General features: G+C 35.6%; 12 protein-coding genes. 5 read left to right on the top strand and 7 right to left on the bottom strand.

From position 1 onward, the window contains the following. Positions 1–11 precede the first annotated feature (11 nt). The 4 genes from modB to tnpA all read right to left on the bottom strand — a co-directional run bounded on the left by modB (position 12) and on the right by tnpA (position 2,802). Entirely contained in the window at positions 12–683 is a 672-nt protein-coding gene (modB, locus tag HQN62_RS04000; RefSeq protein WP_173503415.1) for a molybdate ABC transporter permease subunit, read from the bottom strand. Further along, complete coding sequence (locus HQN62_RS04005; protein WP_173503416.1) at positions 676–1,080, bottom strand: TOBE domain-containing protein; 405 nt, start codon at positions 1,078–1,080, stop codon at positions 676–678. The genes modB and HQN62_RS04005 overlap by 8 nt, the downstream gene beginning before the upstream one ends. Before the next feature lie 336 nt (positions 1,081–1,416). Then, complete coding sequence (modA, locus tag HQN62_RS04010) at positions 1,417–2,184, bottom strand: molybdate ABC transporter substrate-binding protein (protein WP_217362505.1); 768 nt, start codon at positions 2,182–2,184, stop codon at positions 1,417–1,419. Between the two features lie 156 nt (positions 2,185–2,340). Next, a complete protein-coding gene (gene tnpA, locus HQN62_RS04015; protein WP_173503417.1) occupies positions 2,341–2,802 on the bottom strand; it encodes an IS200/IS605 family transposase in 462 nt (153 codons plus the stop codon). 676 nt (positions 2,803–3,478) lie between these two features. On the opposite strand from tnpA, the gene leuS reads away from it, so the two are divergent. Together leuS and HQN62_RS04025 are read left to right on the top strand one after the other, a co-directional pair. Further along, a complete protein-coding gene (gene leuS / locus HQN62_RS04020; RefSeq protein WP_173503418.1) occupies positions 3,479–6,343 on the top strand; it encodes a leucine--tRNA ligase in 2,865 nt (954 codons plus the stop codon). 177 nt (positions 6,344–6,520) lie between these two features. Continuing rightward, positions 6,521–7,201, top strand: coding sequence for a zinc metallopeptidase (locus tag HQN62_RS04025; protein WP_173503419.1), 681 nt, complete (start codon positions 6,521–6,523; stop codon positions 7,199–7,201). A 103-nt stretch (positions 7,202–7,304) separates the two neighbouring features. Here HQN62_RS04025 and HQN62_RS04030 read toward each other — a convergent pair whose 3' ends face one another. Together HQN62_RS04030 and HQN62_RS04035 are read right to left on the bottom strand one after the other, a co-directional pair. Then, positions 7,305–8,054: a uroporphyrinogen-III synthase gene (locus HQN62_RS04030; RefSeq protein WP_077378154.1), complete on the bottom strand. Its 750-nt coding sequence runs from the start codon at positions 8,052–8,054 to the stop codon at positions 7,305–7,307. Positions 8,055–8,067: 13 nt separating this feature from the next. Next, positions 8,068–8,739, bottom strand: a complete 672-nt coding sequence (locus HQN62_RS04035) for a DUF4271 domain-containing protein (RefSeq protein WP_116798402.1) — start codon at positions 8,737–8,739, stop codon at positions 8,068–8,070. Between the two features lie 101 nt (positions 8,740–8,840). On the opposite strand from HQN62_RS04035, the gene HQN62_RS04040 reads away from it, so the two are divergent. The 3 genes from HQN62_RS04040 to HQN62_RS04050 are packed head-to-tail and all read left to right on the top strand — an operon-like array spanning position 8,841 to position 11,422. Continuing rightward, entirely contained in the window at positions 8,841–9,566 is a 726-nt protein-coding gene (locus HQN62_RS04040; protein ID WP_116796316.1) for a polyprenol monophosphomannose synthase, read from the top strand. A 12-nt stretch (positions 9,567–9,578) separates the two neighbouring features. Then, on the top strand, positions 9,579–10,919 hold the full coding sequence (locus tag HQN62_RS04045) for a dihydroorotase (RefSeq protein ID WP_116796315.1): 1,341 nt from the start codon (positions 9,579–9,581) through the stop codon (positions 10,917–10,919). Between the two features lie 8 nt (positions 10,920–10,927). After that, the gene (locus HQN62_RS04050; RefSeq protein ID WP_116796314.1) at positions 10,928–11,422 is read left to right on the top strand and encodes a DUF4296 domain-containing protein; all 495 of its coding nucleotides are present in this window, start codon (positions 10,928–10,930) and stop codon (positions 11,420–11,422) included. Positions 11,423–11,428: 6 nt separating this feature from the next. On the opposite strand, the gene HQN62_RS04055 is transcribed toward HQN62_RS04050, so the two are convergent. Beyond that, positions 11,429–12,418, bottom strand: a complete 990-nt coding sequence (locus HQN62_RS04055; RefSeq protein WP_173503420.1) for an NAD-dependent epimerase/dehydratase family protein — start codon at positions 12,416–12,418, stop codon at positions 11,429–11,431. Positions 12,419–12,456 lie beyond the last annotated feature (38 nt).

The raw sequence follows: 12,456 nt of genomic DNA on the forward strand, positions 1-12,456 counted from the left end.
AAACTGTATCATTAATAGAGAGTTGCTTTTCTTTTGTTATTGATTAAATGAACGGCCAGCAAAATTGAAAAAGAAAACACAAACAGTATTCCCGCGTAAACATTGGCATTATCGTAATTCATCGATTCAACTTCTTCGTAAATTGCAATGGAAACTACTTTGGTTTCTTTAGGGATGCTTCCCCCAACCATTAAGACAACGCCAAATTCGCCCACTGTATGCGCAAAGGTCATTATGATTCCAGTGAGCAATGAAGGTCGAATATTTGGAAGGATGATTTTTAGGATGGTTGAGAATCTTGATTTCCCCAAAGTGAAAGAAGCCTCCTGCAAAGAAGCTGGCAGATTTTTTAAGCCCGACAGAATTGGGTTCACCATAAAAGGTAGGCTGTATAAAACGGAAGCCAGAATTAAACCTTGAAAAGTGAAAACCAACTGCAAATCAAAATAATCGGACAGGAATTTGCCAAAAGCATTTTCAGGACTAAAAGCAATCAAGAGATAGAACCCCAAAACTGACGGAGGCAGCACCAATGGTAAACTGATAATGGCTTCGATTACAGCTTTGAATCGGAAACGGCTATATGCTAGCCAATAGCAAAGTGGAATTGCCAAAAGCAGGAGAATAAGCGTTGTGATAAACGCCAATTTTGCCGTGAGCCATAATGGGTCAAAATCAATCATTGGGAGATAAGCTTATTTCGTTCGTTTTTATTAAAGCCAATACTGCATCGTTTTTTTCTAATTGCAATTGTTCGCAGGCATTGGTCGTTATTATGGATTCTACGATTGTTCCGCCAAAGTTAAGGTTGATTTGACTTAGGAGAACGCCTTTTTTTATCGATTCAATGGTGCATTGCAATCGGTTTTGAATACTGATGTTTGGTTCGGAATCTTTGGAAATAATAACTTCGGTTTCCTTAAAAATGATTTTTACGGAATGGTCTGTTTCGAGATATGTGGCCGTTTCCGGTGTGTCGAGAACAATTGAAGTGAAAATAGTATCATTAGATTCTACTTTCACTAATGAAATTCCCTCGTGCGATTGAATTGCTGTAATATTTCCGTTTAGTGTGTTCATTATTGTTGGGTATGCATCTATTTAGCGTTCAGCTTGTGAAAATATTTTAGCCACAAATTACACAAATTTTCACAAATTACTTTGGAGCGAATAAATAATGACAGAGGCTTTACCGCAGATTTGCAGATTTTAATAAAAATTTCATCTGTAAATTAACCGCTTTCAGCGGAATTAGCGCGAATTAATTTCCCTAAAATTATTAAATTAAGTTTTCAGGAAGTAATCTGCGAATCTGTGGTTATTTTTCTAGTCAGGTGTTTGCCTGTAAATAAGTGCTGTTAGCTTGCAGAATTTCAATCGGCTAAAGCAAAAAAGAAGATTTTAAGTCAACGGTATTTATTTAGTTGAATAACCGTAAAATTTTAAAATAGCTGCCGCTTTTTTTGAGGAAATAAAATTATAAAATTTAGCAGCGGTTGCATTTCCTTGTCCGTGTTTCAGAATTACACAACCTTGTTCCAAAGGGGCGTGACTTTTTTCGGGGATGATGTAATATTTACCTTTCTCTTTCTGCATATTTGGGGTGAGAACGAGTGATAATGCAATGATTCCGATATCAGCGGCTCCAGTTGTGGCAAATTGTGCGGCTTGCGTGATGTTTTCGCCAAAAACCAATTTGCTTTTTACCTTATCATATACTTTGTAGAATTTCAAACTTTCTACGGCTTTTTCGCCATAAGGTGCTGTTGCTGGATTGGCAATGGCTATTTTAACGATGTTGGCATTCAAAAGGCTGTTCATCTTTTTGATGTTTGGATCTGTTTTTTTGCTCCAAAGGGCCAGTTTTCCTTTCGCGTACATTTTAACTTCTGATGCCGTTAGATTTTTTTTCTTGAGTTCGTTGGGATAATCCATATCGGCGGAAAAGAATAAATCGAAAGGAGCACCATTGGAAATTTGCTCAAATAATTTTCCCGAAGCACCATAAGTCACTTGTGCGTCAATCTTTGGGTTTTGGATTTTGAAAACGGTTGTTATGGAATCTAAAGCCACTTTTAGATTGGCGGCGGCAACAATGGTGATTTTTTGCTGGGCTTCGGCTGTTCCAAATGCCAACAGTATAAACGGCATTAGCATTGAGAACATTGATTTTTTAATAATCATACGTTTAGATTTAATTTTCATTGTATTCTGGTTAATATACCAAAATTTGTGGGCTAACTTTCACAATGGAATTCTATTTAATTGCCTCGTAGAGGCTTACTGTCTGTAGCAATGATTTGGTATTTGTTGAAAAGCTCCGTAGGAGCGACCTGTTGATCATTGAATCCATTGAAATAAATATTTTTCATCATATTCAATTTCAAATTTTTCTAAAAACGAAATATATTCTTCTTTAAATGTTTGTTTTTTATGATGGTCTTCTTGATTTAGAATGTATTTTATCACATTATCGAGTTGACTTTTTGAATATGAAAATGCTCCATATCCTTCCTGCCAATTGAATTTTTCGTTAATCCATTTACTGTCATTAATGAATTTTGACGAACCCGCTTTTATATCCCTTACTAAATCTGAGATTGTGATACTTGGTTTTATTCCAATCAAAATATGAACATGGTCTGGCATTGCAAAAATAGCTAATAACTTTTGTTCTCGATTGGAAACAATACCTGTAATGAATTTATGCAATTCTTCGCGGTTTTCTTTTTTAATAAGGTTTTCACGTCCTTTTACAGCAAAAACAATTTGGATATAAATTTGTGAATAGGTATTTGCCATAGATTCTTTTTTTCAGGTCGCTCCTATGGAGCTAAAATTAAAACCGTTTATTTTTCTACAAACAGTAAACCTCTACGAGGTTTTTTTATCTATTTTAATAGTTGATTAAATGTTGTTTTTAGGTTATAATCCAAATTTAATTTTAAAATTACAAGTATGTAAACTTTATTTAGTTCATCATTATTGCCTTGTAGAGGCATACTGATTGTAGTATTTAATAGGTATTTTGAGAAAAACTCCGAAGGAGTGACCAGTTTGTCATTGAATCCGTAGCGATGACAATTGTTTTATCCTAATCGATTTCAAATTGAATATAAATTTGTGAATAGGTATTTGTCATAAATTTTTTTTTCAGGTCGCTCCTATGGAGCTAAAATCAAAATTACTTATTTTTCAACAAACAGTTAACCTCTATGAGGTCTTATATTCGTTGAATTATAACTAATCTCAAATAAGAAACATACAATCAAAAATAAGTATTTTCACTTATATTTAGTGATTTATTTTTTTGTTTAAGAAATAACTTTGGCACATAGCACAATAAACGTAAATTTGCCAACTGAAAATTAAGAGAATAAAATCTTAGAAACTTAGCGACTCAGTAGCTTAGAAACTTGAAGAAATGACTTGAGTGTGCGAAAGCATGACTCCATTAAAAAAACAATATAAAAGGGGAATGAAATACAATCCGAACGAAATAGAAGCCAAATGGCAAAAATACTGGGCTGACAATAAAACTTTTGCAGCCAAAAACGATTCAGACAAACCAAAACATTATGTGTTGGATATGTTTCCGTATCCGTCTGGAGCGGGACTGCACGTGGGGCATCCGCTTGGCTACATCGCTTCGGATGTGTACTCTCGATACAAAAGGCACCAAGGTTTTAATGTATTGCACCCGATGGGGTACGACAGTTTTGGATTGCCGGCGGAGCAATATGCGATTCAGACGGGGCAACGTCCTGAGGACACTACTCGGGTAAATATTGACGGAGGCGTTGACAAAGAAGGGAAAGTGATTGCCGGTTACAGAAAGCAATTGGATAAAATAGGATTTTCATTTGATTGGGGTCGTGAAGTTCGTACTTCGAATCCCGATTATTACAAGCATACACAATGGATTTTTATCCAATTGTTTAATTCTTGGTACAATAAAAACACTGACAAAGCAGAAGATATTTCGACTTTGATTTCGATTTTCTCTGCTGAAGGAAATGCGAATGTAAATGCGGTTTGCGACGATAATATTGAATTGTTTTCGGCAGATGAATGGAACGCTTTCGCAAAAGAGCAACAGGAGAAAATTTTGTTGCAATACCGATTGACGTATTTGGCGGAGACCGAAGTGAACTGGTGTCCGGGATTAGGAACGGTTTTGGCGAATGACGAAATCGTGAATGGTGTTTCGGAACGTGGTGGATATCCTGTGATTCGTAAAAAAATGACACAATGGAGTATGCGAATTTCGGCTTATGCGGAACGTTTGCTGCAAGGTTTGAACGACATTGACTGGAGCGAAAGCATCAAGGAAAGCCAAAGAAACTGGATTGGAAAATCCGTAGGGGCGATGGTGGATTTCAGATTGCAGAATTCAGAAAGCAGTATTTCGGTTTTCACAACCCGCCCTGATACGATTTTCGGAGTTACGTTTATGACTTTAGCGCCGGAACACGAATTGGTTGCTCAAATCACGACTCCAGAACAAAAAGCAGAAGTAGAGGCCTATATCGAAAAAACAGCCAAGCGTTCCGAAAGAGAGCGTATGGCGGATGTAAAAACTATTTCGGGTGTGTTTACAGGAGCTTTTGCTGAGCATCCGTTTACCAAAGAACCGATTCCGGTTTGGATTGGGGATTATGTTTTGGCAGGTTACGGGACAGGCGCTGTGATGGCAGTTCCTTGCGGTGATGAAAGAGATTATGCTTTTGCGAATTTCTTTAAAGGGCAAAAAGGAATGCCCGAAATCAAAAACATTTTTGCGAATGTGGATATTTCCAAAGAAGCTTACGGTTCCAAAGACAACTTGGAGATTGCTAATTCGGATTTCCTAAACGGATTGAATTACAAAGAAGCAACCAAAAAGATAATTTCAGCACTTGAAGAAATAGGCCAAGGAAAAGGGAAAATCAATTACCGTTTGCGTGATGCGGTTTTCTCCCGCCAAAGATATTGGGGAGAGCCTTTCCCGGTGTATTATGTGAATGGCTTACCGCAAATGATCGATGCACAACATTTGCCGATCATCTTGCCAGAAGTAGAGAAATATTTACCAACCGAAGACGGATTGCCTCCATTAGGAAATGCAACAGTTTGGGCTTGGGATAGTGTGAATAATAAAGTGGTTGAAACGAGTTTGGTTGATAATGCTACTATTTTTCCATTAGAATTGAATACTATGCCGGGTTGGGCGGGAAGTTCTTGGTATTGGATGCGTTACATGGATGCGCACAACGAGAACGAATTTGCCAGCAAGGAAGCTTTGGCATATTGGGAAAGTGTGGATTTATACATTGGCGGAAGCGAACACGCTACAGGCCACTTATTGTATTCCCGTTTTTGGAATAAATTTCTTAAAGACAAAGGTTTTGCACCAACCGAAGAACCATTCAAGAAACTGATTAATCAGGGGATGATTTTGGGGATGAGTGCGTTTGTATATAGACTGGAAGGTACAAATACGTTTGTTTCAAAAAATAAAATTAACGGACAAAATGTTCAGCCTATCCATACTGATGTTTCATTTGTAAATGCTTCGGAAGAATTGGATATTGAGAAGTTCAAGCAGTTTAGAGAAGATTATAAAGATGCTGAATTCATTTGCGAAGACAACGGTAAATACATAGTAGGTCGCGAGGTTGAAAAAATGTCGAAATCCAAATATAATGTAGTTACTCCGGATGATATTTGTAACGAATACGGAGCCGATACTTTGCGTTTATATGAAATGTTCTTAGGACCATTGGAACAAGCCAAGCCTTGGAATACAGCTGGAATTTCAGGGGTCTTTGGTTTCTTGAAAAAATTGTGTCGTTTGTATTTTGACGAAAATGGTTTAATAGTTACCAGTGATGAACCAACGAAAGACAACTTAAAATCATTGCACAAAACCATCAAGAAAGTGGCGGAAGATATCGAGAATTTCTCTTTCAATACTTCAGTTTCACAGTTTATGATTTGTGTGAATGAATTGTCAACTCAAAATTGTCATTCTCGTGCTATTCTGGAACCATTGGCAATTGTGATTTCGCCTTACGCGCCACACATCGCCGAAGAATTGTGGTCATTGTTAGGGAATTCAGGTTCTATTGCTACAGTTGCTTTTCCAGCTTTAGATGAAAAACATTTGGTGGAAAGTGATAAAGAATATCCGGTATCTTTCAACGGAAAAATGCGTTTCACAATCAATTTGCCTTTGGATTTAACCAAAGAACAAATCGAGGAAATCGTAATGAAAGACGAAAGAACCATCAAACAATTGGACGGTAAAACACCAAACAAGGTGATTATTGTTCCAGGGAAAATCATCAATTTGGTGGGATAAAAGAAAATCAAATTCTAAATTTTAAAAGATTCCAAATTCCAATTTTACAATTGGGGTTTGGGATTTTTTCGTTCCGGAATAATTTAACAAGAGTTTACAAGTGACAAGATGACATTTTGTTAATTTTGGTTTGTAATTTGATGTTTATTTAGAAACAGAAAATAAAAAAAACAAAATATGGGACTAAGTTATTTAATTCTTGCTGGAGGTATTATGCTGGCAAGTTGGTTAGTGAGTTCTACGCTAAAGAGTAAATTTGAATTTTATTCGAAACTGCATCTGCAAAACGGAATGTCTGGTCGTGAAATCGCCGAGAAAATGCTTGCAGATCACGGAATTCGTGATGTTAGGGTAATTTCGGTTGAGGGACAATTGACCGACCATTACAATCCAACAGATAAAACGGTTAATTTAAGCGAAGCGGTTTATAACCAACGGAATGCCGCCGCCGCCGCCGTTGCAGCACACGAATGTGGGCATGCGGTACAACATGCCACAGCTTATAGTATGCTGACATTGCGTTCTCAGTTGGTTCCAATTGTCAATGTGGCTTCGTCCTATATGCAATGGATTTTATTGGCGGGAATCTTGATGTTGCGTACTTTTCCTCAGTTACTATTGGTTGGAATTGTGATTTTTGCTGCAACGACTTTGTTTTCAATTGTTACTTTGCCGGTGGAATACGATGCGAGTAACAGGGCTTTAGTTTGGTTGGAGAATAAAAATATGTTGACACGAGAAGAACAAGCAGGCGCGAAGGATTCTTTGAAATGGGCCGCAAGAACGTATGTGGTTGCTGCATTAGGGTCTATTGCTACTTTACTGTATTATATATCGATTTTTAATAATAGAAGATAAGAAAGTATAAATTAAAAAAAATCCAAATCCCAATTTTACGATTGGAATTTGGATTTTTTTATTGTTATTGAAATTGCAAATGTTATTGCCATTTCATTGGTGTCTATTTTCCTTTATTCGCTTCGGCTATATATTTTTCTAAAGCCATTGTCATCGATGGAGTTCCTGGTGTTGGAGCCATAATGTCTATGCGTAATCCGTGATCCAAAGCTTCTTTTTGAGTGGTGCTTCCAAAAACGGCTATTCGAGTATTGTTTTGTTCAAAATCTGGAAAGTTTTTATATAAAGATTTAATTCCGGTTGGGCTAAAGAAAGCCAAAACATCGTAATAAACATCTGCTAAATCAGACAAGTCGCTCATAACCGTTTTGTAAAAAGTGGCTGGAGTCCAGTCAACTTTCAAAGCGTTTAATGTTACGGGAATGTCGGCGTTCAATTGGTCAGATGCCGGTAATAAGAATTTCTCGTCTTTATATTTTTTGATTAAAGGCGACAAATCAGCAAAATCTTTAGGGCCTACATAAATTTTACGTTTTCTGTATACTACGTATTTTTGCAGGTAAAATGCAATTGCTTCCGATTGACAGAAGTATTTTAATCCTTCAGGAACTTTATAGCGCATTTCATCTGCCACTCTAAAAAAGTGATCCACACCATTTTTGCTTGTTAATATAATAGCAGTGTAGTTATTAAGATCGATTTTCTGAAGTCTAATCTCTTTTGCGCTTACCCCTTCTACATGAATAAAAGGTCTGAAATCAATTTTTACTTTATGCTTTTGTTGCAGCTCAAAGTATGGAGAATTTTCCACTTTAGGTTCTGGTTGTGATACCAAAATTGTTTTCACTTTCATATTTAAATAATTTCTAAACGCTACCTTTTGTAAACCAATAATACATAAAATAATAGGGTGCTATTTCAAGAGTGCAAAGATATAAAATAAAATAAAACAACTTGCTGAAAATTTCCTTTCTGTAATTTTTTATGGAGTACACATATAGTAAAACGTTTAAAACTAAGATACTATATAAAACCAGTAGTGGGATATTTTTTAAAATAGATTCATAATAGAATAAAATGATGTCAATTGGCAGTAGTAATAAGCCTACATATGTTCGGTAGGTAACTTTCTGTAAATTAAACTGTTCGACAAGTTCTTCAATTCTGAATGAAGTTGCAATTATTTTTTCGATTAAAAATTTTGATAAAATGAAGTAAATGACAAAAGTGAATATTTGTATGAATAGGATCAAATCTGTTTTTGAACCATAACCAAAATTGCTCAGTAAAATTTGGATAAAAAACGAAAACGAAATAATTTGAACAATAAATAAAGAGATGGAAAACATTCCCATCAAATGACTACTGTCTCTGTATATTCGAACGTATTTGTCTGAAAATATCAATTTAGTGAAATCTTCAAAGCGATTTTCATAGACGGATTTGGTTAAAGCAATAATGCCAAAAGCCAAGATAAAAACGAGTGTTACCCAGTCGTTAGTGTCGGTTATTCTAGGATGAAGTACGTGTTCAGTCATAATTAGAGCAAAATTAGTGATTTTTATATCATTATTTATTATAATTTTATAATAATCAAATGGCATAAAAAGGTTACTTTTGCACGGAAATTACGCGAAACATGAACAATTGTATTGTTATAATCCCCACCTATAACGAAATTGAAAACATAGAAAGCATTATTAGAGCAGTGCTCTCTCAACACAAACCTTTCCATGTCTTAATTATTGATGATAACTCTCCAGATCATACTGCGGATAAAGTGGTTATGCTTCAGTCAGAGTACAACGGTAGGTTGTTTTTGGAAAAAAGAGCGAAGAAATCGGGGCTGGGGACTGCCTATGTGCATGGTTTTAAGTGGGCATTGCAAAATAACTATGATTTTATTTTCGAAATGGATGCTGATTTTTCTCATAATCCTTCTGATTTAGAGAAATTATATGATGCGTGTCATTTTGGAGATGCTGATTTATCGATTGGATCGCGTTATGTTACTGGGGTAAATGTTGTCAATTGGCCTTTAAGTCGTGTTTTAATGTCGTATTTTGCATCGGTTTATGTTCGTATGATTACCGGAATGAAAATACACGATGCTACCGCGGGATTTGTTTGTTACAAAAGAGCAGTACTCGAAACAATTAATTTGGATAGAATTAAATTTGTTGGATATGCTTTTCAGATTGAAATGAAATACCGAACGTATTGTAAAAAATTCGCCATTTCGGAAGTGCCTATTATCTTTACCGATAGAACCAAAGGGCAGTCCAAAATGAGCAATTCCATAATTGTTGAAGCCGTATTTGGAGTTATAATGTTGCGTTTAAAAAAGTTAGTTAACAGTTTGTAAAAGAAAGATACTATGAATAGATATTTGATTAAAAATGCTAAAATAGTAAATGAAGGAGTTATTTTTGAAGGGGATGTGCTGGTAGAGAATGACCTTATTGTTGAGGTTTCTGAGAACATTAGCCTGAAATCTTCAGATTGTATGATCATTGATGCAGAAGGGAATTATCTTTTGCCTGGAGTTATCGATGATCAAGTGCATTTTAGAGAACCGGGATTAACTCATAAAGGGGATATTGAATCGGAATCTAGAGCTGCGGTTGCAGGCGGAATTACATCTTACATAGAGCAACCAAATACAGTTCCTAATGCTGTTACCCAAGAAATTCTTGAAGAAAAGTATAAAATTGCAGCCGAAAAGTCTTTTGCCAATTATTCTTTTATGATGGGCGCCACCAATGACAATCTTGAGGAAGTTTTAAAGACAAACCCTAAGAATGTTGCTGGAATCAAAATATTTTTAGGTTCTTCAACGGGAAACATGTTGGTGGATAATGAAGCAGTTTTGGAAAAAATATTCGCTTGTACATCCATGTTGATTGCAGTTCATTGTGAAGATGAAATGACAATAAAGAATAATTTAGAAAAATACAAAGAAGAATATGGTGAAGATGTTCCGGTAACTGCACATCATCTTATCCGCAGCGAAGAAGCCTGTTATATTTCGTCTTCAAAAGCTGTTGCTTTGGCCAAAAAAACGGGTGCAAGATTGCATGTCTTTCATCTTTCGACTGCCAAAGAAATGGAATTGTTTACCAATAAAATTCCACTTGAGGATAAAAAAATTACCGCCGAAGTTTGTGTGCATCATTTATGGTTTACCAATGATGATTATGCTACAAAAGGAAATCTAATTAAATGGAATCCTGCTGTAAAAACTGCTAACGATAGAAAAGTGTTATGGGAAGCGCTTAATGACGGACGCATTGATGTTGTGGCGACGGATCATGCTCCACATACATTGGATGAGAAAAAACAAAAATACCTGCAAGCTCCTTCTGGTGGGCCATTAGTGCAACATGCTCTTGTGGCTATGTTTGAGGCGCATCATCAAGGAAAAATAAGTGTCGAGAAAATTGTCGAGAAAATGTGCCACAATCCGGCCAAGATTTTTAAAATTGAAAAAAGAGGTTTTATCAAAGAGGGTTATTTTGCCGATTTGGTTATTATCAATGCAGGATTGCCTTGGAGTGTAAAGAAAGAAAATATACTTTCGAAATGTGGTTGGTCTCCTTTTGAAGGCTTTACTTTTAAATCTAGAATTACGCATACTTTTGTAAATGGTAAGTTGGTTTATTCTGGTTTTAAGGTAAAAGATATTCGTGCAGGTAAAAGAATGTTGTTTGATAGATAAAATCTTATATGAAAAAATACATTTCCCTTTTTGCTTTAGTTGCCTTGTTTTTGAGCTGCAATAAGGATTTGGTTGAAAAACCAGATAATCTTATTGACAAAAAAGTAATGGGAGATATTTATTATGACATGTCAATTTTGGAAGCTTTAAAATATCAAAATCCAAATTCATTATACACGAACGGAATCAATCCAAAGACTTATATTTTTAAAAAATATAAAATTGACAGCCTTCAATTTGCGAAAAGCAATGCTTATTATGCCGCTGATTATAGAGAGTACAAAAAAATGTACGATGCCCTTAACGACCGTTTGAAAAAGGAAAAAACAGCAGTAGATTTGATAATAAAAAAAGAGGCAAAAAAAGAGGCAGCACTTAAAAAAGCAAGAGCAAAAAAGGTGCAGGATTCTATAACAAAGGCGAAAAAAATAAAGGATTTGAAAATCAAAAAAGAAAAAGATTCCATTGCCCAAAAGAAACAAGAAATAAAAGCCAAAAAATAAAAGCAGTTACAAATTTGTAATTTCCTTTATATAAGTATGAACGTCTATGAATGTAATATTCAAGGCGTTTTTTATTTTTTCATTGGAATATAAATCAGTTGTGTAAGAAGATCTTGCAGAGGCTTTGCTTAGTTGTCTCTTTAGGCTAAAAACATTGGAAGCAACCCAGTCAAGTTTTGATAAAACATTTATCATAAATGGAGTTGCATGATATTTAGGTCTTTTGACTTTTAGAGCATCGGCAATAGAAAAAAGCAGATCCTTAAAAATAATATTCTCGCTTATTAATGTAAATCGTTCGCCATGAATGGGGCTTTTCATTAGCAAATACATTACGTCTACCACATCCGAAACGGCTACAAAACCTGTTAATCCTTTGGTGTAAAAAGCTAGTCCGTTTTTTACTTTTGTGAAAAGTTCACCGCTTCCTTGGTTCCAAAATCCTGGACCAATAATGACACCTGGATTTACAATCACTACTTCAAGTCCTTCTTGCAGTGCACGCCATATTTCCATTTCGGCACCATATTTTGAAATAGCATAATCGCTATGCGGTTTTTCGGGATTCCATTCAGTTTCTTCGGTAATAATGGATTCGTGCTCCGGCAAGTCGCCAAGAGCAGCTATGGAGCTCACATGACAAAGTTTTTTGACATTATTGGCTAAACAAAAATTGACAATGTTTGCTGTGCCTTCGATATTGGTTTTTCGAACGAGTTCTTCCTCTTTTGGGTCAAAAGAAATCATCGCTGCACAATGGTATACTTGATCTATTCCCTGAAAGGCATTCTCTAAAGTGGGAATATCCAGAACATCACCTTGAATCCATTGGATGGAATCATAAAGACCATTTTTTTGGTACAATGAAAAAAGAGCTTTGGTTTTTTGGGTGCTGTCTAAATTTCTATAGATGGCACGTACATTTTCTCCCTTTTCCAATAGGTGAATTAAAAGATGTGCGCCTACTAAACCTGTTCCTCCTGTAACTAATACCATTTTGTAAATGTAATAAAATCAATTTCAATGGCAATTTC

This window comes from Flavobacterium sp. M31R6 (assembly GCF_013284035.1).
Lineage (GTDB): Bacteria > Bacteroidota > Bacteroidia > Flavobacteriales > Flavobacteriaceae > Flavobacterium.

Bases quoted from the DNA above. Each gene is read 5' to 3' on its own strand.
- modB (WP_173503415.1), bottom strand. From the start codon at position 683: ATGATTGATTTTGACCCATTATGGCTCACGGCAAAATTGGCGTTTATC.
- HQN62_RS04005 (WP_173503416.1), bottom strand. From the start codon at position 1,080: ATGAACACACTAAACGGAAATATTACAGCAATTCAATCGCACGAGGGA.
- modA (WP_217362505.1), bottom strand. From the start codon at position 2,184: ATGATTATTAAAAAATCAATGTTCTCAATGCTAATGCCGTTTATACTG.
- tnpA (WP_173503417.1), bottom strand. From the start codon at position 2,802: ATGGCAAATACCTATTCACAAATTTATATCCAAATTGTTTTTGCTGTA.
- leuS (WP_173503418.1), top strand. From the start codon at position 3,479: ATGAAATACAATCCGAACGAAATAGAAGCCAAATGGCAAAAATACTGG.
- HQN62_RS04025 (WP_173503419.1), top strand. From the start codon at position 6,521: ATGGGACTAAGTTATTTAATTCTTGCTGGAGGTATTATGCTGGCAAGT.
- HQN62_RS04030 (WP_077378154.1), bottom strand. From the start codon at position 8,054: ATGAAAGTGAAAACAATTTTGGTATCACAACCAGAACCTAAAGTGGAA.
- HQN62_RS04035 (WP_116798402.1), bottom strand. From the start codon at position 8,739: ATGACTGAACACGTACTTCATCCTAGAATAACCGACACTAACGACTGG.
- HQN62_RS04040 (WP_116796316.1), top strand. From the start codon at position 8,841: ATGAACAATTGTATTGTTATAATCCCCACCTATAACGAAATTGAAAAC.
- HQN62_RS04045 (WP_116796315.1), top strand. From the start codon at position 9,579: ATGAATAGATATTTGATTAAAAATGCTAAAATAGTAAATGAAGGAGTT.
- HQN62_RS04050 (WP_116796314.1), top strand. From the start codon at position 10,928: ATGAAAAAATACATTTCCCTTTTTGCTTTAGTTGCCTTGTTTTTGAGC.
- HQN62_RS04055 (WP_173503420.1), bottom strand. From the start codon at position 12,418: ATGGTATTAGTTACAGGAGGAACAGGTTTAGTAGGCGCACATCTTTTA.